At 73.6% G+C, this 20,832-nt stretch carries 14 protein-coding genes; 9 read left to right on the forward strand and 5 right to left on the reverse strand.

Features of this window, described 5'->3' with window-relative positions; all coding sequences use genetic code 11:
* Nucleotides 1-209: 209 nt before the first annotated feature.
* Nucleotides 210-2,693, forward strand: coding sequence for a DNA helicase PcrA (gene pcrA / locus ACGFR9_RS05025; protein WP_393203024.1), 2,484 nt, complete (start codon nucleotides 210-212; stop codon nucleotides 2,691-2,693).
* Nucleotides 2,694-2,735: 42 nt separating this feature from the next.
* Here pcrA and ACGFR9_RS05030 read toward each other — a convergent pair whose 3' ends face one another.
* Complete coding sequence (locus ACGFR9_RS05030) at nucleotides 2,736-4,244, reverse strand: M23 family metallopeptidase (protein WP_393203026.1); 1,509 nt, start codon at nucleotides 4,242-4,244, stop codon at nucleotides 2,736-2,738.
* 331 nt (nucleotides 4,245-4,575) lie between these two features.
* Nucleotides 4,576-5,442: an esterase/lipase family protein gene (locus ACGFR9_RS05035; RefSeq protein WP_393203028.1), complete on the reverse strand. Its 867-nt coding sequence runs from the start codon at nucleotides 5,440-5,442 to the stop codon at nucleotides 4,576-4,578.
* A 377-nt stretch (nucleotides 5,443-5,819) separates the two neighbouring features.
* Between ACGFR9_RS05035 and ACGFR9_RS05040 the strand changes: the two genes are divergently transcribed.
* Nucleotides 5,820-6,236 carry a cobalamin B12-binding domain-containing protein gene (locus ACGFR9_RS05040; RefSeq protein ID WP_393203984.1) on the forward strand — a complete coding sequence of 139 codons (417 nt, stop codon included), beginning with the start codon at nucleotides 5,820-5,822 and terminating at the stop codon, nucleotides 6,234-6,236.
* 278 nt (nucleotides 6,237-6,514) lie between these two features.
* Here the strand turns inward: ACGFR9_RS05040 and ACGFR9_RS05045 are convergent, their stop codons facing one another.
* Nucleotides 6,515-8,134, reverse strand: coding sequence for a DUF5691 domain-containing protein (locus ACGFR9_RS05045; protein WP_393203030.1), 1,620 nt, complete (start codon nucleotides 8,132-8,134; stop codon nucleotides 6,515-6,517).
* 122 nt (nucleotides 8,135-8,256) lie between these two features.
* Nucleotides 8,257-9,588 carry an SWIM zinc finger family protein gene (locus tag ACGFR9_RS05050; protein ID WP_393203032.1) on the reverse strand — a complete coding sequence of 444 codons (1,332 nt, stop codon included), beginning with the start codon at nucleotides 9,586-9,588 and terminating at the stop codon, nucleotides 8,257-8,259.
* A 131-nt stretch (nucleotides 9,589-9,719) separates the two neighbouring features.
* On the opposite strand from ACGFR9_RS05050, the gene ACGFR9_RS05055 reads away from it, so the two are divergent.
* The 6 genes from ACGFR9_RS05055 to sucD all read left to right on the forward strand — a co-directional run bounded on the left by ACGFR9_RS05055 (nucleotide 9,720) and on the right by sucD (nucleotide 17,989).
* Nucleotides 9,720-10,865, forward strand: coding sequence for an AAA family ATPase (locus ACGFR9_RS05055; RefSeq protein WP_393203034.1), 1,146 nt, complete (start codon nucleotides 9,720-9,722; stop codon nucleotides 10,863-10,865).
* Nucleotides 10,862-13,168, forward strand: coding sequence for a DUF5682 family protein (locus ACGFR9_RS05060; RefSeq protein ID WP_393203036.1), 2,307 nt, complete (start codon nucleotides 10,862-10,864; stop codon nucleotides 13,166-13,168). The genes ACGFR9_RS05055 and ACGFR9_RS05060 overlap by 4 nt, the downstream gene beginning before the upstream one ends.
* Nucleotides 13,165-14,334: a VWA domain-containing protein gene (locus ACGFR9_RS05065; protein ID WP_393203038.1), complete on the forward strand. Its 1,170-nt coding sequence runs from the start codon at nucleotides 13,165-13,167 to the stop codon at nucleotides 14,332-14,334. The genes ACGFR9_RS05060 and ACGFR9_RS05065 overlap by 4 nt, the downstream gene beginning before the upstream one ends.
* 164 nt (nucleotides 14,335-14,498) lie before the next feature.
* Nucleotides 14,499-15,380, forward strand: a complete 882-nt coding sequence (locus ACGFR9_RS05070) for a hypothetical protein (RefSeq protein ID WP_393203040.1) — start codon at nucleotides 14,499-14,501, stop codon at nucleotides 15,378-15,380.
* Nucleotides 15,381-15,901: 521 nt separating this feature from the next.
* Entirely contained in the window at nucleotides 15,902-17,083 is a 1,182-nt protein-coding gene (gene sucC / locus ACGFR9_RS05075; RefSeq protein ID WP_311644793.1) for an ADP-forming succinate--CoA ligase subunit beta, read from the forward strand.
* A gap of 21 nt (nucleotides 17,084-17,104) precedes the next feature.
* Nucleotides 17,105-17,989 (forward strand): succinate--CoA ligase subunit alpha, encoded by an 885-nt coding sequence (gene sucD / locus ACGFR9_RS05080; RefSeq protein ID WP_393203042.1) that lies wholly within the window; start codon nucleotides 17,105-17,107, stop codon nucleotides 17,987-17,989.
* A gap of 143 nt (nucleotides 17,990-18,132) precedes the next feature.
* Here the strand turns inward: sucD and ACGFR9_RS05085 are convergent, their stop codons facing one another.
* Nucleotides 18,133-19,269 carry a helix-turn-helix domain-containing protein gene (locus ACGFR9_RS05085; protein WP_393203044.1) on the reverse strand — a complete coding sequence of 379 codons (1,137 nt, stop codon included), beginning with the start codon at nucleotides 19,267-19,269 and terminating at the stop codon, nucleotides 18,133-18,135.
* A 113-nt stretch (nucleotides 19,270-19,382) separates the two neighbouring features.
* Between ACGFR9_RS05085 and ACGFR9_RS05090 the strand changes: the two genes are divergently transcribed.
* A partial coding sequence (locus tag ACGFR9_RS05090) for a DUF6350 family protein (RefSeq protein WP_393203986.1) occupies nucleotides 19,383-20,832 on the forward strand: 1,450 nt, incomplete at its 3' end.

Consider the following 20,832-nt stretch of genomic DNA (forward strand, 5'->3'; position numbering starts at 1 on the left):
GGCCCGCCCGCACGGTAGCCAACTGGTGTGGCCCTTGTGAAGGTTGATGGGTGATATGCCCGATACGTTTTCGTGACCTTATGGCAGGTGTGACTCTGGGTGAGGTGATGGTTGTGGAGGGTGCGCGTTTTCGCGCGGGCGGCCGGAATCCGGGGATGTTCCCGGGGCGGGCCCTGGTTGTCGGTGGGGCGCCCTAGACTCGGAGAGCGATGAGCAGCCTCTTTGACGACAGCTTCCTGGCGGACCTCCAGGCCCAGCGGGGCCCCGCGGACGAACCCCCGCCACCGCCCGACGACGAGCACGCCCCGGAGCGGATCCCGGACGACCTGTTCGACGGCAAGTTCGACGTGCCGCCGGACAGGGACGCCTACTACCGCGACGGCGCCCCGCGCCCGGTGATCGACGCCGCGGCCCTGCTGGAGGGGCTGAACGACAACCAGCGCGCCGCCGTCGTGCACTCCGGCTCCCCGCTGCTCATCGTGGCCGGCGCCGGTTCCGGCAAGACCCGCGTGCTCACCCACCGCATCGCCCACCTGCTGGCCGAGCGGCATGTCCACCCGGGCCAGATCCTCGCGATCACCTTCACCAACAAGGCCGCGGGCGAGATGAGGGAGCGCGTCGAGCAGCTCGTCGGCCCGCGCGCGGGCGCCATGTGGGTCATGACGTTCCACAGCGCGTGCGTGCGCATCCTGCGCCGCGAGAGCAAGAAGCTCGGCTTCACGTCGTCGTTCTCGATCTACGACGCCGCCGACTCCAAGCGGCTGATGGCCCTGGTCTGCCGCGACCTGGACCTCGACCCCAAGCGGTTCCCGCCGAAGTCCTTCAGCGCCAAGATCAGCAACCTGAAGAACGAGCTGATCGACGAGGAGGACTTCGCCGCTCAGGCGGCCGACGGTTTCGAGAAGACCCTCGCCCAGGCCTACGCCATGTACCAGTCGCGGCTGCGCGAGGCCAACGCGCTCGACTTCGACGACCTGATCATGACGACGGTCAATCTGCTCCGCGCCTTCCCGGACGTCGCCGAGCACTACCGCCGCCGCTTCCGGCACGTCATGGTCGACGAGTACCAGGACACCAACCACGCCCAGTACGCACTCGTGCGTGAGCTGGTCGGCGGGGCCTTTGAGCGTCCCGTCGAGGTGCCGCCGGAGGCCGAGGTGCCGCCCGCCGAGCTGTGCGTGGTGGGCGACGCCGACCAGTCGATCTACGCCTTCCGCGGCGCGACGATCCGCAACATCCTCCAGTTCGAGGAGGACTACCCGGACGCGACGACGATCCTGCTGGAGCAGAACTACCGCTCCACACAGACCATCCTGAGCGCAGCCAACGCCGTCATCGAGCGCAACGAGTCCCGCCGCCCCAAGAACCTGTGGACCAACGCCGGCAGCGGCGCGCGGATCACCGGGTACGTCGCGGACACCGAGCACGACGAGGCGCAGTTCGTCGCCGACGAGATAGACCGCCTCACGGACTCGGGCAAGGCCAAGGCGGGCGACGTCGCCGTCTTCTACCGCACCAACGCCCAGTCCCGTGTCTTCGAGGAGATCTTCATCCGCGTCGGCCTGCCCTACAAGGTCGTCGGCGGTGTCCGCTTCTACGAGCGCAAGGAGGTCAGGGACGTCCTGGCCTATCTGCGGGTGCTCGCCAACCCCGAGGACTCGGTGCCGCTGCGCCGTATTCTCAACGTCCCCAAGCGGGGCATCGGCGACCGCGCGGAGGCCATGATCGACGCGCTCGCCCAGCGCGAGAGGATCAGCTTCCCGCAGGCCCTGAGGCGCGTCGACGAGGCGTACGGCATGGCCGCGCGCTCGTCGAACGCCGTGAAGCGGTTCAACACGCTGATGGAGGACCTCCGTACGGTCGTCGAGTCCGGGGCGGGCCCGGCGACGGTCCTGGAGGCGATCCTCGAACGCACCGGATACCTCGCCGAGTTGCAGGCCTCCACCGACCCGCAGGACGAGACCCGGATCGAGAACCTCCAGGAACTCGCGGCCGTCGCCCTGGAGTTCGAGCAGGAGCGCGGCGAGGGCGAGTCGGTCGCCCTGTCCGACTTCCTGGAGCAGGTCGCCCTGGTCGCCGACTCCGACCAGATCCCCGACGAGGACGAGGACGGTTCCGGCGTCATCACCCTGATGACCCTTCACACGGCCAAGGGTCTGGAGTTCCCGGTCGTCTTCCTCACCGGCATGGAGGACGGCGTCTTCCCGCACATGCGCGCCCTCGGCGAGACCAAGGAGCTGGAGGAGGAGCGGCGCCTCGCGTACGTCGGCATCACCCGCGCGCGTGAGCGGCTGTACCTCACCCGGTCGACGCTGCGCAGCGCGTGGGGCCAGCCGTCCTACAACCCGCCCTCGCGGTTCCTCGAGGAGATCCCGGCCGCCCACCTGGAGTGGAAGCGGACCGGGGCGAGCGCGCCCGTGTCGTCCGGTCCGGCGTCCGGGGTGGCGGCCTCGCTGTCGTCGTCCCGCTCGCGCTCGTCCGCGTCGGGCGGTTCCGGCTTCGCCACCCGGCGGAGCGCGGACAAGCCCGCGGTGTCGCTGGCGGTGGGGGACCGGGTCACGCACGACCAGTTCGGCCTCGGCACCGTGGTCGGCGTCACGGGCACGGGCGGGAACGCGGAGGCGACGATCGACTTCGGGGACACCAAGCCCAAGCGGCTGCTGCTGCGGTACGCGCCGGTCGAGAAGCTGTAGCGCCGGGCGGCGATCTGTCGGGGGGACCGTCCTGCGACGGTCCTACGACGGGTCGAGGCCGTGGCTGCGCAGCCAGGAGAGCGGGTCGATGGCCGATCCGCCGCCCGGACGGACCTCGAAGTGCAGGTGCGGGCCGGTCGAGTTGCCGGAGTCTCCGGAGAACGCGATCCGGTCGCCGGCCTTCACCGTCGTACCGGGGGCGACCTGGTAGCTGGAGAGGTGGCAGTACCACGTCTCCGTGCCGTCCTTCGCCGTCACGATCATCATGTTGCCGTAGGCGGAGTTGTACTGCGTGCGCACCGTGCCGTCGGTCGCCGCCATCACGGGCGTGCCGTACGAGACGGGGAAGTCGATGCCGGTGTGGACGGACATCCAGTTGATGCCGGCCTGGCCGTAGTAGGCGCTGAGGCCGTGCGGTGCGACGGGCAGCGCGAACTTCGGCCGCAGCCGCTCCTTGCGGGCGGCCTCCTGCGCGGCCCGCTTGCGCTCGGCCTCCTGCTGCGCCTCGAGATCGATGCGCTCCTGGGTGCGGCTGGCCCGGTCGGCGAAGTCGTCGGCGCCGGCGGCGAGGCTCTCCAGCTGGGTGTCGAGCTTGATGTTGGCGGCGGACGGCTGCACCGGCTGGGCGTCCGCGGCGGTCGTCTTCGTCTCCTGGCCGCCGTCCTCGGCGAGATCGCCGACCGAGGCCGCCGCGATCCCGGCGACACCCATCACACACGCCGAGGGAACGGCCACCGTCAGCAGCGCGGAGCGCTTGGCGGGCATACGGCGGCGGGAACGCGACCCGGAGCGCGCGGCGCGCGGCGCCGGCGCGGGGACGATCTCCTCCTGCTCGTCGAGCAGGTGCACCGCGGGCATCTCACCGGTGTCGGCCGGCCCGTCGGCGGCAGGGTCCTCGTAGGACTTCTGGCCGAAGCTCTCGTACGAGTCGGGCTGGGTCTCGTAGGACTCGGCCGGAGTCTCGTAGCCGTCGGGGGCGGGGTCCTGGGTGGCCGTCTCACCGCCGGCGGAGTTCCACTGGGTGGCGTCGTAGGCGCCGCTGTCGTAGACCTGCGTGCCCCAGTCCCACTGCTGGGTCTGGTCGGCGGGGTGCGCGGCGGGGTCGGCCTGGAGCCACTCGCCGGAGTCCCACTGACCGGTCTCCGGGGAGCCGGCCTGCGGCGGGATCACCGCGGTCATCTGCTGCCGGCCGGTGGTCCAGGCGGTCGCGTCGTAGCCACCGGTGTCGTACGTGGAGGGGTATCCGGGCGCGTACGTGTCGTACTGTCCGGTCTCCTGGACGCCCGTGGACCACTGGCCGGTCGTCGCGTGGGTGCCCGTGTCCTGGCCGCCGCCCGGCAGGTCGCCGAAGAGGGGGTCGGTGGCGAAGCTTCCGGTGGTGTGCGCGCCGGTCCCGAAATGGGTGGCGCCATAACCGGTGGCGTCGTAGCCGCCGTACGTGGTGAAGTCGCCGTACTGGGCTTCCTGTGTGCCGTACGACGCATAGCTCGCCGCGGCGGCATCGGAAGCCGGGGCCGGGGCCATGGTCCCCGACGGGTGACGGTCGTTCACCAACTTCTCTTTCGCCTCGACAACAGGGGCTGGCAGAGCAGTGCGGCGACTGTACCCGGCGGTACGCGGGCGCGACAATCTTCCGCAGGTTTCACCCGCGCAGGAAACGGGCAATCGGTCGTCTTTTGGTGGACGATGGGCGCGGTCTTGGCCCTTTGTTCGAAACCTGTTCGAGATCGTGAGCGGTTCGAGAGCGGTAAGTGGGCCTTCTCGGACCGTTGTTGTTCGGATTTCTACGGAGGGGGCGCGCGGTTCCGCTTGGCGCGCAGACGTCGGCGCCCGGCGTGTCGTGCGCGCGGGCGCCGGTCGATCGGGGGCGGTCAGGCCGCCGTCACGCCACCGTCAGACCTTCCGGGCGGCCGGTCGACGGCTCTCCGGGGTGTGCCGTGTCCAGGGCCTGCCGTATACCGGTCGCCACGGCCGGGTGCACGGGCAGGGCGAGATGGCCGACGCCGCTCACCCGTACGTTCACCGCCGTCAGGTCGGGGTGCTCGACGCAGGCCGACTCCAGCGGGTCCATGATGTGGTCGAGGTCGCTCCAGAACGCGACGAAGTGCGTACGGCAGCCCGGCGAGGGCAGCGCGAGCTCCTCGAGCACCGGTGAGCCGGGACGCATCTGGCGCACGATGGGGTGCGCGTTGGCCAGCGGCGCGACGCGCGTGCCGGAGTGCGGCGTACCGAGCGTGACGAGCGTCCGCACCCGGGCGTCACCGCCGAGCCGCTGTACGTAGTACCGCGCGATGAGCCCGCCGAGGCTGTGCCCCACCACATCGACCCGGCGGCTGCCCGTGCGCTCGCACACCTGCTCTATATGCCGGCCGAGCAGTTCGGCCGCGATACGGATGTCGCAGGTCAGCGGGGAGTAGTTGAGCGACTCGATCTGCTGCCTGCCGTGCTGGGCGAGGCTGCGGCGCAGCAGGACGAAGACCGACCGGTTGTCGATGAAGCCGTGCAGCAGCACCACCGGGGGCTTGGCCTCTGTCGGCAGCTGCGCGGTGCCGTCCGGGGCGGGCAGTACCGGGCGCGTGCCCCGGCGTTCCTGGATGATGCCGACGGGATAGAGCAGGAGGTGACCCGCGAGGATCGCCAGCTCCAGGGCGGTCGCCTTCAGCAGGGTCACGGAGAGATCCGCCAGCCGGGTCGGCAGAAGACGCCGGCAGAGCGGCAGAAAGGGGAGAGCTGCCTGAGTGACCTTCATGGCCGACCTCCTGTCGGCACGCGGAGGGACAGCCTTGTCCCCCGTGTGCCCTCATGGGGAATCGCTACGAGAGCGGTCGACGGAGTGCGCGTGAGAGGGGTGGGGGGCGCGGTGACTCGGCGACCTCGGGGCGAATCCCTTATGGGCATCGTCCCACCGTTGCCCGAGTGGTGCACGGGCACGCGGTGAACGTGTCCCTCCGTGTGATTTGCCCCTCCCTGTGGCCCGTGAAACTGCCGGTTGCGCGATGCTGGAGATAACGTTCGTTCACTTCCCCGGCCGGTTGGAGCCGGGGTTCCCGAGCGATGTGTACGGCATGACGGATGTGTGCGGTACTTGTCGGTACGGATGGATGTAGTCGCTTCATGGAGGCAGTGATGGGTGTGGCAGCCGGTCCGATCCGCGTGGTGGTGGCCAAGCCGGGGCTCGACGGCCACGATCGCGGGGCCAAGGTGATCGCGCGGGCGCTGCGCGATGCCGGTATGGAGGTGATCTACACCGGGCTTCACCAGACTCCCGAGCAGATCGTCGACACGGCGATCCAGGAGGACGCGGACGCGATCGGGTTGTCCATTCTGTCCGGGGCGCACAACACGTTGTTCGCGGCGGTGATCGAGCTGCTGGTCGAGCGGGACGCGGCGGACATCCTGGTGTTCGGCGGGGGGATCATTCCCGAGGCGGACATCGCTCCTCTGAAGTCGAAGGGGGTCGCGGAGATCTTCACTCCGGGGGCTACTACGGCGTCGATCGTGGACTGGGTGCGGAGTAACGTGCGTCAGCCTGCGGGGGCGTAGGGCGGGGCCCGACGGCGGTTTGCGTGGCGGGGCGGGCCAAGGGTGTTCGCGCTGCCCGGCGCGGTGCGGCGTGTCCGCGTGGGGGTGGGCCAAGGGGTGTTCGCGCTGCCCGGCGCTTGCGGGGTGCCGTCGCGCCCACCCGTGCCGCCCCAGCGGCACGACTGCCCGCGGATGGCGGGGGTTGCTGTGCGGGGGAGTGGAGGGGCGGGGTTTCCGCTCCGGCGGGATGGTTGCCCGCGGATGGCGGGGGTTGCTGTGCGGGGTTGGCGGGGTGGGGGTCACGGGGTGAGTTCGGAGTGGATCTTTGCTCTTAGGTGGAGGGTTGTGACCAGGCGTTGGAAGGCTTCGGACCAGTAGCCGCCGGCGCCGGGGGAGGCGTTCTCCGGTTCGTCCGACAGGGCCAGGAGCGCGTCCAGGCGGCTTGCCTCGGACGGGTCGAGGCAGCGTTCGGCCAGGCCCATGACCCCACTGAAACTCCATGGATAACTCCCTGCGTCGCGCGCGATGTTGAGCGCGTCGGCCACCGCCCGTCCGACCGGCGCGGCCCACGGCACGGCACACACCCCGAGCAGCTGGAACGCCTCGGACAGGCCGTGCGTCTCGATGAACCCGGCCACCCACTCCGCCCGTTCGGCGGCGCCCAGCATGCCGAGCAGTTTCGCCCGTTCGGCCAGTGACACCGCCCCCGGACCGCCCGCCTCCGGCGCGGAGGGCCTGCCGAGCAGCGCCCGGGACCATGTCGCGTCCCGCTGCCGTACGGCGGCCCGGCACCAGGCCGCGTGCAGTTCGCCCTGCCAGTCGTCCGCCACCGGCAGCGCCACGATCTCCCGGGGCGTACGCCCGCCGAGCCGGCCCGGCCAGCCGCCGAGCGGGGCCGCCTCCACCAACTGGCCCAGCCACCAGGACCGTTCGCCCCGGCCCGCGGGCGGTCTCGCCACCACCCCGTCGCGCTCCATGCCCGCGTCGCACTCGTGCGGTGCCTCGACCGTGATCGTCGGTGTGTCACGGGTGTGGTCGACGGCCACGCAGGCCCCGGCCCGCACCGCCATCCGCTCCGCCAGCGCCGAGCCGGGCAGCGCCGACAGCAGCTCCGCCGCCGTCGCCCGTACGTTGCGGCTGCGGTCGGCCAGCGACTGCTCCAGGAACGGTTCGTCGTCCGGGCCGAGTCCCGTGCGCAGCGAGTCCAGGAACATCAGCCGGTCCTCCGCCCGCTCCGTCGCCCACGTCGTCGCGAGGAGTTCGCGCGCGGAGGCGGGCTCGCGGGAGCGCAGGGCGGCGAGGAGGGCGACCCGTTCGGCGAAGAGGCCCTCCTGCCAGAGCCGCCGTATGCCCTCGGTGTCCTGGGTGCCGGGTGCCGAGGCGCCTGTGCCCGGCGCGGCGCGCAGGGCGAATCGCCAGTCCGGGTTGAGCCGGGCCAGCCACAGGGCGCGCGGTCCCGCGAAGCGCAGCGCCGCCGGACGGAGGTCCGTCCGTCCCCGCGCGGCGTCCAGCAGGGCGGGCAGTACGGCCGGGGGTGCGGCGTAACCGCGGGCGTTCGCCGTCGCCAGCCATTGCGGCAGCAGCTCCATGAGGTCCGGTGCCGTGCCCCGGCGCCCCCCGCCGGGCGTACCGGGACGGTCGGCCAGCAGCATCGTGAGCCGGCGCGCGGCGGCCGGCGGCAGCGCGGGGCGCGGATCCTCGGGGGCCGGCTCCGGCCGCCGCGCGGCCCGTCCCGGCCGCAGCCCGGCGCGGCGCCGTACGGTCGCCGCGGCCGCCGCGTCCAGCAGGGCGGACGGCGCGTCCGGCCCGGGCGCGGAGCCCGGCGGTGTGCGCCGGTCGGTGCCCAGCAGGGCCGTGGTCACCAGCTCCTCCCAGGAGTCCGGGAGGGACGCGTCCACGGCGGTGGTCGTCGTGCTCATCAGCTTCCTTTCCGACGGGCGTCCCGGCACGGTCGAAGACCTGGGCGCACCGGGTGTCCAGCGACGCCCGAAAGATTCCCGGGGGCGGACGGGGCGGACGGGAACGGGGCCGGACGCCCCGCTCAGCACAGCGGTACCACCTCCCCGGCCCCCTCCGGCCATGCCGCCAATGGAGTGAACCCCTGGTGGCCGCACTCGCCGAACACCCTGACCGGGCCGCCCCCCGACAGGGCGACCAGACGCCACAGACCGGGTCGGGACCGGGCGGCCGGGGTGAGCGGCAGCGCGGTGTCCTCGTCGGCGTCGGCCAGCTGCCAGCCCTCACCGTCCGGCGCCGGTATCACCCGGTCCAGGGTGACCGGGACCGAGTCCAGCCAGGGGTCGTCACGCAGCGCCTCGCCGTAGCGGGCGGCCGCCCCGGCCGTCGTCGTCCCCGGCGGCCGTACGTCCGTCGGGGCGGGCGGTGCGAACCGCTCGCCCAGGGCGGCCCGCGACTGTCCCGTGCCCGGGTAGGCGGACAACTCCGCGTCGATGGCGGGCCCGACCGGCAGCGCGAGTTCGGGCGCGCGGCCCGCCGCACCGTAGGAGAGGAGCAGCGCCGTGCGGCCCGTGCCGGTGCCGTACAGCCATATGCGACGGGTCGTCAGACGGCTGTCCGTCGTGTCGTACTGGGCGAGGACCAGCCAGCGGTCCCGTATCGCCGGGCCGTCCGCCCGCGCGGTGAGGCCGATACGGGAGCGGACCGTCGCCGCCAGCCCGTCCGGCAGTCGCTCCCGGTGCTGCCAGCCCCGGCCGAGGAGGTGGAGCAGCGCGCACTCCTCCAGCAGCCGCACCGGCCGGTCCGCCCCCGTGCCCGGAAGGGACGCCAGCTCCCGCACCCGGGCGGCCAGTCCCGGCGCCTGGGCGTCGACCATGCGGGCCGCGGTCTCCTCCCACAGCCCGTCCCCGGACCGCTCGGCCGACACCAGGCCGCCGCGGAGCAGATCGGCGAGCCGCCGCTCCAGCTCCACCGTGCCCGCGGTCACCCGCTCGGCCCGGCGCTCCGCCCTGCGCCGTACCGCCTCCGGATCGGCGGCACCCGGGGAATGCGTGGCGTCCGCCGGCCCCGTTGCGCGCACACCCTTGATCCACCGCTCGGCCCACTCCGGCGCCTCCCCCCGCGCCACCGCCCCGTCCCCGCCCGACCAGAGCAGCAGCAGCCCGAGCGCGTGCTCGCACGGAGACCGGCGACCGGGGCAACTGCAGCCGTACGCCGGCCCGGAGACGTCGACGACCGTCCGGTACGGAGCGACCCCGCCGACCTCGCACAGCCCCCACACCACCCCCTCGCCCGAACTGCCCGCCCCCGACCACGCTCCGGCAGCGCCCAGTTCACTTCCCGCAGCGCGTGACGCGGCGTCAGGCGCCAGTGCCAGCACCTGGTCCGCGGTCCAGCGCACCCCCTGCTCAGTCATGCCACCGAAACTAGATCCCGGCACTGACAATCGCCCCGGCGAGCACATTTGCGCAGGTCAGAGCGATTGTCAGTGGCGTAGTGCACGGTTGGTCACAGATCGCACCGGCCGAGCCGAAGGGGGACTCCGCCATGACCGTGTCCGTTGGACCGACGCCCGTCCACCAGCCGCCGAACGGCTCCGGGAGCGTCATGCCCGCACAGGTGTTGCGCCCGCACGCCGAGGAGGCATTCGCCGCCGAACTCGCCGCGCTGGCGGCCCGGGACGACCGTCCCCGCCCCACCCGCTGGCGGCTCTCGCCATGGGCCGTCGCGACCTACCTGCTCGGCGGCAGCCTGCCGGACGGCACGGTGATCACGCCGAAGTACATCGGCCCCCGCCGCATCGTCGAGGTCGCGGTGACCACCCTCGCCACCGACCGCGCCCTGCTCCTGCTCGGCGTGCCCGGCACCGCGAAGACCTGGGTCTCCGAGCATCTGGCCGCCGCGGTCAGCGGCGACTCGACCCTGCTCGTGCAGGGCACGGCCGGCACCCCGGAGGAGGCCGTCCGCTACGGCTGGAACTACGCCCGGCTGCTCGCCCACGGCCCCAGCCGCGACGCCCTCGTGCCCAGCCCGGTGATGCGGGCCATGGCGGACGGCATGACGGCCCGCGTCGAGGAACTGACCCGTATCCCCGCCGACGTCCAGGACACGCTGATCACGATCCTGTCGGAGAAGACGCTGCCGATACCGGAGCTGGGCCAGGAGGTGCAGGCGGTCCACGGCTTCAACCTGATCGCCACCGCCAACGACCGCGACCGCGGGGTCAACGAACTCTCCAGCGCCCTGCGCCGCCGCTTCAACACGGTGGTGCTGCCGCTTCCGGAGACCCCCGAGGCGGAGGTCGACATCGTCACCCGCCGGGTCCGCCAGCTCGGCCGCTCCCTCGACCTGCCGGCCGTGCCCGACGGCATCGACGAGATCCGCCGCGTGGTCACCGTCTTCCGTGAACTGCGCGACGGAATCACCACCGACGGCCGCACGAAGCTCAAGTCGCCCAGCGGCACGCTGTCGACCGCCGAGGCCATCTCCGTCGTCACGGGCGGGCTCGCTCTGGCCGCCCACTTCGGCGACGGCGTGCTGCGGGCCGGGGACGTCGCCGCCGGCATCCTCGGCGCGGTGGTCCGCGACCCGGCGGCGGACCGTGTCGTCTGGCGGGAGTACCTGGAGACCGTGGTCCGCGAACGCGACGGCTGGGCGGACTTCTACCGGGCCTGCCGGGAGGTGAGTGGATGAACGGCCGGAGGGGGGACGCCGGAGAGCCGCTGCTGCTCGGCGTGCGGCACCACGGGCCGGGGTCGGCGCGGGCCGTGCGGGCGGTGCTGGAGCAGGCCCGGCCCGGTGCCGTGCTGATCGAGGGCCCGCCCGAGGCCGACGCGCTCATCCCGCTCGCCGCCGAGGAGGACATGCGCCCGCCCGTGGCGCTGCTCGCCCACGCGGTCGGCGAACCGGGCCGCTCCGCGTTCTGGCCCCTGGCCGAGTTCTCCCCGGAGTGGGTCGCGATCCGCTGGGCGCTGGAGCACAAGGTCCCGGCCCGTTTCATCGACCTGCCGGCCGCGCACACCCTCGCCCGGGCGGACGACGACGGCGCCGAGCCCGACGGCCCGCGTGTCGACCCCCTCGGACTGCTCGCCGAGACCGCCGGGTACGACGACGCCGAGCGGTGGTGGGAGGACGCCGTCGAGCACCGGGGCGCCGGAAAGGGGGACGCGATCGCGCCGTTCACCGCGCTGGAGGAGGCCATGACCGTGCTTCGGGAGGAGTACGGCAGCGGGGGGCACGAGCGGGACCTCGTGCGCGAGGCGCACATGCGGCTGCGGATCCGGGAGGCGCGGCGCGAGTCCGAGGACGGCGTGGCCGTGGTCTGCGGGGCCTGGCACGTGCCGGCACTGCGACGGGGGACCACCGTCGCCGCCGACCGCGCCCTCCTCAGGGGCCTGCCCAAGGTGAAGACGGACCTGACCTGGGTGCCCTGGACCCACCGCAGGCTCTCCCGCAGAAGCGGCTACGGCGCGGGCATCGACTCCCCCGGCTGGTACGGCCATCTGTTCGCCGCGCGGGACCGGCCGGTCGAGCGCTGGCTGACCAAGGTGGCCGGGCTGCTGCGGTCCGAGGACCGGATCGTCTCCCCCGCCCACGTCATCGAGGCCGTACGGCTGGCGGAGACCCTTGCGGCCCTGCGCGGACGCCCGCTGCCCGGCCTCGGCGAGACGACCGACGCCGTACGGGCGGTGATGTGCGAGGGCTCCGACGTACCGCTGGCCCTGGTGCACGACCGGCTGGTCGTCGGCGACGTACTGGGGGAGGTACCGGCGGCGGCACCCGCCGTCCCGCTGCAGCGGGACCTCGCCCGGACCCAGCGCCGGCTGCGCCTCAGACCCGAGGCGGGGGAGCGGGAGCTGGAGCTCGACCTGCGCAAGGAGACCGACGCCGAGCGCGGCAGACTGCTGCACCGGATGCGGCTGCTCGGCATCGGCTGGGGCGAACCCGTCACCGCACGCGGCACCGGGACCTTCCGGGAGACCTGGCGGCTGCGCTGGGAGCCCGAACTGTCCGTACGGGTCGCCGAGGCGGGCGTGTGGGGGACGACCGTACCGGCCGCCGCGACCGCCAAGGCCGAATCGGACGCCATCGGCGCGCGAAGCCTCGCCGAGGTCACCGGGCTCGCCGAGCACTGTCTGCTGGCCGGACTGCCCGACGCGCTGCCCACGGTGATGCGGATACTCGCCGACCGCGCGGCCCTCGACACCGACGTCGGCCATCTCGCCCAGGCGCTGCCCGCCCTGGTCCGCTCCCTGCGCTACGGCGATGTGCGCGGCACCGGCACCGCGGCACTGGCCGAGGTCGCCGCAGGACTCGCCGCACGGATCTTCGTCGGACTGCCCCCGGCCTGCGCCGCCCTGGACGAGGACGCCGCCGAGGAGATGCGCGGCCATGTCGACGCGGTGCACGGCGCGGTGGCCCTTCTCGGCGATGCACCCGCCCCCGGCCACGGGCGGCTGCGCGCCCGCTGGCAGTCGGTGCTGCGCACCCTGTCCGCCCGGGACACCGTCCCCGGCGTCATACGCGGGCGGTCCGTACGGCTGCTGCTGGACGACGGGGAGCTCGCGCGGGACGAGGCGGCGAGGCTCATGGGGCTGGTGCTGTCGCCGGGCACACCGCCGGCGGACGCGGCCGCCTGGATCGAGGGCTTCGTCGGCGGCAGCTCGGGCGGCGGACTCCTCCTGGTCCACGACGAGCGGCTGCTCGGCCTGGTGGACGCATGGCTGACCGGCGTACCGGCGGAGGCCTTCACGGACGTACTGCCGCTGCTGCGGCGGACGTTCTCGGAGTACGAGACAGGTGTGCGGCGCACCCTCGGCGAACTGGTCCGGCGCGGGCCGGGCGCCCACGGCGGCACGGCGGCCGGCGCCCCCGGTTTCGGCCCCGGGCTCGACACCGCCCGCGCGGACGCCGTGCTGCCGGTCGTCCGGCTGCTGCTGGGACCGGCCGGGGACGACGAGGGAGTGCGCGGTGCTCACCCGGGGGTGGCGGGATGACGGAGAAACAGGGAGTGACGGACCCGGCGTCGGAGCGGCTGCGGCGCTGGCGGCTCGTGCTCGGCGGGGGCCGGGCCGACGGCACCGGACACGCGCTGTCCGGGCAGGATACCGCGATGGACGGGGCACTCACCGCGCTCTACGGCAAGGGGGACCGGCCGCAGCCGGACCGGGACCGTGCGGCGGGGCTCGGCGCGTCGGCGCCGTCGGTGGCCCGCTGGCTCGGGGACATCCGGACCTACTTCCCCTCCTCCGTCGTCCAGGTCATGCAGCGCGACGCCGTCGACCGGCTCGGCCTCGCCTCACTGCTGCTGGAACCGGAGATGCTGGAGGCGGTCGAGGCCGACGTCCACCTTGTCGGCACCCTGCTCTCCCTCAACCAGGCGATGCCGGAGAGGACGAAGGAGACGGCACGCGCGGTCGTGCGCAAAGTCGTCGAGGACCTGGAGAAACGGCTCGCCTCCCGCATCCGGGCCGCCCTTACCGGCGCCGTCGACCGCAGTGCCCGCGTCAGCCGGCCCCGCCACCACGACATCGACTGGAACCGCACCGTCGCCGCCAACCTCAAGCACTACCTCCCGGAGCACCGGACGGTCGTGCCCGAGCGGCTCATCGGGTACGGGCGCGCCTCCCGGTCGGTGCGGAAGGAGGTCGTCCTCTGCGTCGACCAGTCCGGGTCCATGGCGTCGTCCGTCGTCTACGCGTCCGTGTTCGGGGCCGTGCTCGCCTCCATGCGGTCGATCGACACCCAGCTCGTCGTCTTCGACACGGCGGTCGCCGACCTCACCGACCGGCTCGACGACCCCGTCGACGTGCTCTTCGGCACCCAGCTCGGCGGCGGTACGGACATCAACCGGGCGCTCGCCTACTGCCAGTCGCGGATCACCCGGCCCGCGGAGACGGTGGTCGTGCTGATCAGCGACCTCTACGAAGGGGGGATACGCGACGAGATGCTGAAGCGGGTCGCGGCGATGCAGGCGTCCGGGGTGCGGTTCGTGACGCTGCTCGCGCTGTCCGACGAGGGGGCGCCCGCCTACGACCGGGAGCACGCGGCGGCGCTCGCCGCGCTGGGCGCGCCGGCGTTCGCCTGCACACCCGAGCTGTTCCCGGAGGTGATGGCGGCGGCGATCGAGAGGAGGCCGTTGCCGATACCGGACGCGGGGTGAGGGCGCGCACCGTACTCATGGGAGAGCAGTAATAACGGACATGAGTACCCATCGGTAACACGGGGCTTGCGCAACCTCGGGAGTCCCGTGCGAGTATCGACGCCGTTCGATCAGGGACACGCCATGTGTCCCAGCCGTCCCGCCGTCCGTGAGGACCCGCCCCCTTGACCTGGCCAGCAGCCGTGCCCGGTGCCGCTCTGCGCGCGATGCGCGCGGCGGCCGGGTGGCGTGCGGTCCGGCTGGCGCTGCTGGTGGGCGCGGTGTTCGTGCTCGGCGTGCTGTGCGGCGGGGAGCGGGCGCAGGCGGCGGACGGCGGTCCGGTGGCGGAGACCGGCCTCGGCGCGCTGGTCGCGGACGCGCCGCCCGGCTCGAACAGCCCCGCGTCGCTCGTCGACGCCCTCACCGTGCCGCCCCCGGACACGGCCGGCCCCGTCGGCCCGCTGGCCGGGACCGTCGTAGGAACCGTGGACGAGCGGGTCGCGCGGCCGGTCGCGGAACTGGCCGGCGCGGTGACCGGCCGGCTGGACGAGACCACGCACGACGAGTTGCCCGGCCTCACGCGGCCCGCGCCACCGCCCGGACCGGCCGGCGTACCGGAGCAGACCCCTGCGGAGCCCGCCGCATCCGACCCACGTCCGGACACCGCGACGCGGGCGCCGTCCCGCGCACCCCACCGGGACACCCAGGACGAGCCGAAGGTCCCGGACGGACAGGCCAGGACCTCGGGACCGCTCACCGGCCCCTTCCCCCACGGCCCGGAGCCCACCCGTGACCCCGTCCCGGTGACCGACGCCCACCCGGCGCACCGGTCCGCCCAGGACGCCGAACCCGCCCCGCACGCCCCCGGCGCTCCCGCCGGCCGGCCGGACGGTGTCACGGGCGGCCGCGCGGCCGTGGACCACGGCACCCCGCGCCCCGGCGGTGACGCCCGCACCGTCGCCGCGTACCCCCGGCCGCCGCTGCGGCCCGCACCCGGCGCCGTCGAGCGCGCCGGGGCGACCGGTGAGCGGGACCCGTACCGGGCCGTTCCGGTCTCACCCGCCTAGGCACAGCCCCTCACCTCACCGCGGGCCCATGCGCGAGAGCGCGGCGGTCCGCCCGCTCGCCTCCCCGCACCACCCGTGTCCGACTCACGGGTGACAAGGACTCCACGGGGCATCCGGACCCGGACAGCCGAAAGCCGTCGGTCTGTCCGGCCGGCACCTCGTGGAAGGGCGGCCGGTCCCCATTGGGGTGGGGGCCGGTCACCCCGCATCCCGGAGAACAGGGTGTGCACCACCCCTCCGGGCTGTTCGAAAGGGCCTCACCGGGTCAACCCCAGCCCGGTGAGGCCCCGCACTCCCGGCACGCCGTGCCAGTGAAGACGGCATCATGTGACAGGTATCACCGCTCACGTGTGACCCGCGATTTAGAGAGGTCACCCATGCGGCGATAGCCTGCGAGATGGACATGCCGCGCCCTCGGACACCGTGTGCGCCTCCCTTGTGACACAGCGGACGTCACGTTGCCCTTCGCGGCACGCCCACGCACCCAACGACCGCGAGATCACTGATAGGGACGGAAGCGCGTGGACCTGTTCGAGTACCAGGCGAGGGACCTCTTCGCCAAGCACGATGTACCGGTGCTGGCCGGTGAAGTCATCGACACGCCTGAGGCGGCCCGCGCAGCCACTGAGCGTCTCGGTGGCAAGTCCGTCGTCAAGGCCCAGGTGAAGGTCGGCGGGCGAGGCAAGGCCGGCGGCGTCAAGCTCGCCGCCACCGCCGACGAGGCGGTCGAGCACGCGACCAACATCCTCGGCATGGACATCAAGGGCCACACGGTCCACAAGGTGATGATCGCCGAGACGGCACCGGAGATCGTCGAGGAGTACTACGTCTCCTTCCTCCTGGACCGTGCCAACCGCACCTTCCTCTCCATCGCGTCCGTCGAGGGCGGCATGGAGATCGAGGAGGTGGCGGCCACCCGCCCCGAGGCCGTCGCCAAGACGCCGATCGACGCCAACGAGGGTGTGACCCCCGCCAAGGCCCGCGAGATCGTCGAGGCCGCGCACTTCCCGGCCGAGGTCGCCGACAAGGTCGCCGACGTCCTGGTCACCCTGTGGAAGACCTTCGTCGCCGAGGACGCGCTCCTCGTCGAGGTCAACCCGCTGGCCAAGGTCGCAGGCGGTGACGTCATCGCCCTGGACGGCAAGGTCTCCCTGGACGAGAACGCCGAGTTCCGCCAGCCGGAGCACGAGGCCCTCCAGGACAAGGCGTCGGCCAACCCGCTCGAGGCGGCCGCCAAGGAGAAGAACCTCAACTACGTCAAGCTCGACGGCGAGGTCGGCATCATCGGCAACGGCGCGGGTCTCGTCATGAGCACCCTGGACGTCGTCGCCTACGCCGGTGAGGCGCACGGCGGCGTCAAGCCCGCCAACTTCCTCGACATCGGTGGCGGCGCCTCCGCCGCCGTGATGGCGAACGGCCTGGAGATCATCCTCGGCGACCCGGACGTCAAGTCCGTCTTCGTCAACGTCTTCGGCGGCATCACCGCGTGCGACGAGGTCGCCAACGGCATCGTGCAGGCGCTGCAGCTGCTCGCGGACAAGGGCGAGGACGTCACCAAGCCCCTCGTCGTCCGCCTCGACGGCAACAACGCCGAGCTGGGTCGCAAGATCCTCTCCGACGCCAACCACCCGCTGGTGCAGCGTGTGGACACCATGGACGGCGCGGCCGACAAGGCCGCCGAGCTCGCGGCCGCTGCGAAGTAAGGGACGAGGGACTACACAGCCATGGCTATCTTCCTCAACAAGGACAGCAAGGTCATCGTCCAGGGCATGACCGGTGCCACGGGCATGAAGCACACCAAGCTCATGCTGGCCGACGGCACGAACATCGTCGGCGGCGTGAACCCGCGCAAGGCCGGGACGTCCGTCGACATCGACGGCAACGAGATCCCGGTCTTCGGCACGGTCGCCGAGGCGATCGAGAAGACGGGCGCGAACGTATCCGTCCTCTTCGTGCCGCCGGCCTTCGCCAAGGCCGCCGTCGTCGAGGCCATCGACGCGGGGATCCCGCTCGCGGTCGTCATCACCGAGGGCATCGCGGTGCACGACTCCGCCGCCTTCTACGCGTACGCCGTGGAGAAGGGGAACAAGACCCGGATCATCGGCCCCAACTGCCCGGGTCTCATCACCCCCGGTCAGTCGAACGCGGGCATCATCCCGGGCGACATCACCAAGCCGGGCCGTATCGGCCTGGTCTCGAAGTCCGGCACGCTGACGTACCAGATGATGTACGAGCTGCGTGACATCGGCTTCTCCTCCGCCGTGGGCATCGGCGGCGACCCGGTCATCGGCACCACGCACATCGACGCGCTCGCCGCGTTCGAGGCCGACCCCGACACCGACCTCATCGTGATGATCGGTGAGATCGGCGGCGACGCCGAGGAGCGGGCCGCGGCCTACATCGCGGAGAACGTGAAGAAGCCGGTCGTCGGCTACGTCGCGGGCTTCACCGCGCCCGAGGGCAAGACCATGGGCCACGCCGGCGCCATCGTCTCCGGTTCCTCCGGCACGGCCGCCGCGAAGAAGGAGGCCCTCGAGGCCGCCGGCGTCAAGGTCGGCAAGACGCCGACCGAGACGGCGAAGCTGGCGCGCGCGATCCTCGCCGGCTGAGCCACCGCGCACCGGATACGAGTGGGCCCGTTCCCCGCAGGGGGACGGGCCCACCGTCGTCCCTCGGGCGCCTGCGCCGGCCTGCCCGCCCCGCCTGCGGCGCCGGCCGGTCCGTGTGTGGCACCGGCCGCGGCGGCCGCCGATCACCACGCCTGCGGCGTCAGCCGTTCCGGTCCCCCCGGCAGTTCCTCCCGCAGCCGGGTGCGCAGCTCGCGCTCCTTCTCCGACAGGGGGCCGGGTGCGACCCGTGGCGGAACGCCCCGGACCGTCTCCCCGGCCGGCACCGGTGGCTCGTAGCGGGTCGGTGCGGTGCGCAGGGTGAGCGCCGTGGTGCCGATCAGGGCCACCGTGAAGACGATGGCGGCCCGGGTCCAGAATCTGGCCCTGCGCTCGCCGCCGCCGCGCACCACCGGCGGCTCCGTCGCGCTCAGCCGCCCGGTGGACGCCACCTCGGCCAGCCGCCGGTGCAGCTCCTCCGGGTCCGACAGCGCGGGGAGCCGGGCGGCGACGGTCTCGCGCGCGAGCGTCAGCCGGCGGGCCGCCGCCCGGGTGCTGGCCTCCGTCTCCGCCGCCGTCTCGGGCAGACCGAGGCCGACACCGTCGTACAGCAGGAGCGTGCGGCGGTACGGCGCCGGCAGGCGCAGCAAAACCTCCAGGAGCGCGCGGTCGTCCGTGTCCGGGGGCGGTGGTTCGGGCCGGCGGTGGCGGCGCAGGAACCGGTGCCAGGGGGAGAGTGCCCACTCGTATGCCGCCGCCCGCACCCAGCCGGCCGGGTCGGGGTCGCGGGCCACCTCGGGCCAGCGGTCCCACGCCTGCTGGAAGGCGCGCTCCACGGACTCGCGGGCGAGGTCCCGGCGCCCGCTGAGCAGATAGGCCTGCCGGACGAGGGCGGGAGCGCAGTAGGCGTACAACGCGTCGAAGGCCTGAGCGGGCGTCAGGGCGGCGGCCTCCGCACGGGGGGCGGGGGACGGCGGGGGCGCCTGCGCGAAGGCGGTGGGCGGAGGTGTGGCGGAGGCGGGGTCCGGACGCACCGTCAGCACCGTCATGTCCTGCTCCTTCTGACGTACGGCCACGGCCTCCTGTGCCAGACCGGCCAGCAGTTTCGCGTACGTCTCCCGGTTCCGGCCGCGCGGTGTGCTGCGTCCGGACTCCCACGCGCGCACCGTGTCGGGCCGGACCCCCACGCGTTCCGCGAGCCGAGCCCGGGTCAGCGAGCCCGCCTCGCGCAGCCGTCGGCGTTCCTCGGGCGGGGGGAGCGGCGTGGCGGGACTCCGAGTCACTGGACGCCCCTCCGAACAGAAAAGTACATAAACGTATATTGAGCGACACAGCCGGGCTTCGCTCGTTACGCCGGTAAAGCGCGTGTCGTTGGCAGCATGGCGGCGTGACCCAGATGACCGCCCGCCGCACCACGCCGGCCGCCCTGCTCCTCCGGTTGCGCGACCGCTCGCCCGGGCTCGCCTCCGCCGTCCTCGGCGGCGCCCTCGCGGCGGGGCTGGGGCTCGCCGCGCTCACGGTGCTCGTGATCCTGCTGTGGATCAGCTCCCCCTACCCCGACAGCGGACCGGGCGGCGCCCTGCACATCGCGGCCGCGACGTGGCTGCTCGCGCACGGCGCCGAACTGATCCGCGCCGACACCCTCTCCGGCACCCCCGCGCCCCTGGGCGTTTCCCCACTGCTGCTGCTCGCGCTGCCGGTGTGGCTGCTGCACCGGGCGGCCCGCGACGCGGCGGAAGGGGGCGCGGGGAGCGCCGGCGGCGACGCCCCGCTCGTCCCCGGCCGTACGGCGTGGGCGGGCACCGTCGCCGGCTACCTCGCCGTCGGCACGCCCGCCGCGCTGTACTGCGCCGGCGGTGACGCGCTGCGGCCGGCCTGGCCGTGGACCGGGCTGTGCGTGCCGCTCGTCGCCGGGCTGGCCGCCGGGGCGGGGGTGTGGACGGCGTACGGCCGTCCGAGCGGACCGCTGGAACGGCCGCTGGGCGCGGCGCTGCCCCGGCGGCTGCGCCATCTGGTCCTCGGACCGGACGGCCGCCCGGGGGTGGTGGCGCGCGCGGCGGCGGCCGGGGCGCTGGTGCTGACCGGGGGAGGGGCGCTGCTGCTGACGGTGTCGCTGGCCCGGCACGGCGGGGAGGCCCGGCAGGCGTTCGCGCGGCTGACGGAGGGCTGGTCGGGCTGGCTGGCCGTACTGCTGCTCTGCGTCACGCTGGCGCCGAACGCCGCGGTGTGGGCGGCGGCGTACGCCCTCGGCCCCGGCTTCCTCCTCGGCACCGGCACCCGGGTCACCCCGCTGTTCTCCGAGCCGGCCCCGCTGCTGCCGCCGTTCCCGCTGCTCGCGGCGGTACCGGACGCGGGGGCGGGCACCGCCGTCAACTGGGCGGCGGGGGTGCTGCCGGTGACGGCCGGGCTGGTGACCGGCTGGTTCGTGGGCCGGGGCGCGACGCGAAGCGGCCCCCCGCCCGGCCCCGCCTGGGCCCCCGGCCGGACCGCCGCCGCGGCGACCCTGGCGGCCGCACTGTGTGCTGCCGCCCTGTCCCTGCTCACCGCCCTCGCGAGCGGCCCCCTGGGCACCGGGTCACTCTCCCGGTTCGGCCCGGTGTGGTGGCAGGCCGGAGCGGCGACCCTGACCTGGCTCACCCTGGTGGCGGTGCCGACCTCCCTGACCGTACGGGCCTGGCGGCGCCGCCCGCGCGAAGCCGCCGCGGCGGGTCCGGCCCCGTACGGGACCCCGGAATCGGTTACGGCTAGGGGCCGGACCACCCGATCCGGCACGGCGCGGAATCGGATCCCGGGCTCCGGTGCGACACGGGCCCGGACTCCCGGTTCGGGTGCGGCATGGTGGCGAC

The sequence above is a fragment of the Streptomyces sp. NPDC048584 genome (assembly GCF_043199595.1).
In the GTDB taxonomy this organism is placed as follows: Bacteria; Actinomycetota; Actinomycetes; order Streptomycetales; family Streptomycetaceae; genus Streptomyces; species Streptomyces edwardsiae.